This window comes from Fictibacillus sp. Mic-4, from assembly GCF_049843615.1.
In the GTDB taxonomy this organism is placed as follows: domain Bacteria; phylum Bacillota; class Bacilli; order Bacillales; family Fictibacillaceae; genus Fictibacillus_A; species Fictibacillus_A gelatini.
On the sequence record NZ_JBBHZM010000096.1, the window covers coordinates 1 to 1,566 of the forward strand.

The 1,566-nt window shown below is 39.3% G+C and carries 3 protein-coding genes; all 3 read left to right on the forward strand.

Annotated elements, in window-relative coordinates:
* Nucleotides 1-380, forward strand: a 380-nt coding sequence (locus tag WD019_RS21570; protein WP_425712797.1) for a YwqH-like family protein, incomplete at its 5' end; no start/stop codon positions are given.
* 1 nt (nt 381) lies between these two features.
* Nucleotides 382-573: a DUF5344 family protein gene (locus tag WD019_RS21575; protein WP_425712798.1), complete on the forward strand. Its 192-nt coding sequence runs from the start codon at nt 382-384 to the stop codon at nt 571-573.
* A gap of 88 nt (nt 574-661) precedes the next feature.
* Nucleotides 662-1,566, forward strand: a 905-nt coding sequence (locus WD019_RS21580; RefSeq protein WP_425712799.1) for a T7SS effector LXG polymorphic toxin, incomplete at its 3' end; no start/stop codon positions are given.

Here is a 1,566-nt window from a genome sequence, read left to right on the forward strand (position 1 = left end):
AATATAGATTAATGACATTAAATCGTGAAGTGTCTTTATATATGGAGCAATTACGGGCAAATGAAGAAAAGGTAAGACGTTTGTATGAGGCGAAAAGTAAGATTTCTAATGAACAAGAAGAGCTAATGAACAACAAAAGACTCATTTTTAAGCCGGAACTGTCGCGAACAATCTGGTCCGGGAAACATGCGAATCATTTCGGAAACTTACGGGAAGTAAATGAGCGGGCGTTTAAAGCAATAAATGATCGTCAAATTGAAGAACTTTTGACTAGAATTGAGGACAAAATTTTACAGCTAGAACGGGCCAATGCTAGTATTTCTGATTCGATCCAATTCATTCATAAGAAAATCAAACACGTAAAAGATGAGGAGGAATAATGTGCCGGAGATTAAAATAAACGAACAGGAGATTAAATCCGCTTTGGATACGTTAAAGGCAAAAACAAATGACCTCCATTCAGCTGCCTCAAAACCTGTATTCCGACATTCTTCTCTTCAATTTCTGAAGTTTCTTCAAGAAGTGGAAGAGCTTATGATAAGGCTGTTCACGATTATAAAACGAGGCTATTAAAGGCGGAATCCGATGCCTGGTCAAATATTGAATCATTCGTAGAAACAGAACATCGTCTTGCGGATAACTTTGACAGGGAGAATACGCGATGAAAGTGTTGGACGTGTCGGAAGTACTAGATGGAATCGATCGATGGGTAGAAAAAAAGGAACAAGAGAAAGAACAGGTTCATGCCATCCGGGAGGCCATGGAAAAAGTCATCGAGTTAGATGACAACTTAAAGGGACGCGGGGGAGAAGCGATCAAAAAGCATTTTGCCAGCAACCATCTGCCAATTATTAATGAATGGCTTCAATTCCTCGATGACTACACGAATCGATTAAACGGTATAAAAAATGAAATATTAGATTTTGAAACAAATGAGGCCATCATCCGGGAAGATTTTCTTGAACATGATATAAAAAACGGACTCGACAAACTGGCACGATTCACGCATGATAAAGTAAACGAAATTAACGAAGCCTTTTTTAGCATCAGCGATTTAATTGGAGGCGCTCCTATCTCTACGGCGGAATTTGATTCGGAAATTCACAATTCTGGACGATATCTCCATGAGACCATTCATCAATTAAGAGATCTTGACGAAAAAAGCGTATCAAAAGTAACATCTGCAGCCAATCAATTGGATCAGCTTATTCAATTGATGGAAAATAAGCGCAGGCCGACGAAAAGTGGAACCCTCTTGAAACAAAATGCCGATAATCCCTTTATTGCGTTTGCAGAAGGACTTGGCGATATACTTCCTTTCAATGTTTGGGCCGATTCCATCGTACATCCAGTCCATACGTTAGAAGAGATGTGGAAGGCGTGGAAAAAAGAAGTAATGTACGGTAATGCAGTCAGCCGTGCCGCCTTTTTTGGAAAGCTTATCGGAAACTATCATTTTATGAATGAAGTGATTTCAAATGTAGGGTCAAGTGAGACCAGGCTGACAAAAGAGGAACAAGAAGTAGACAACTTGCTGAAAAAGTTCAAAATAGCGGACAAAATCGA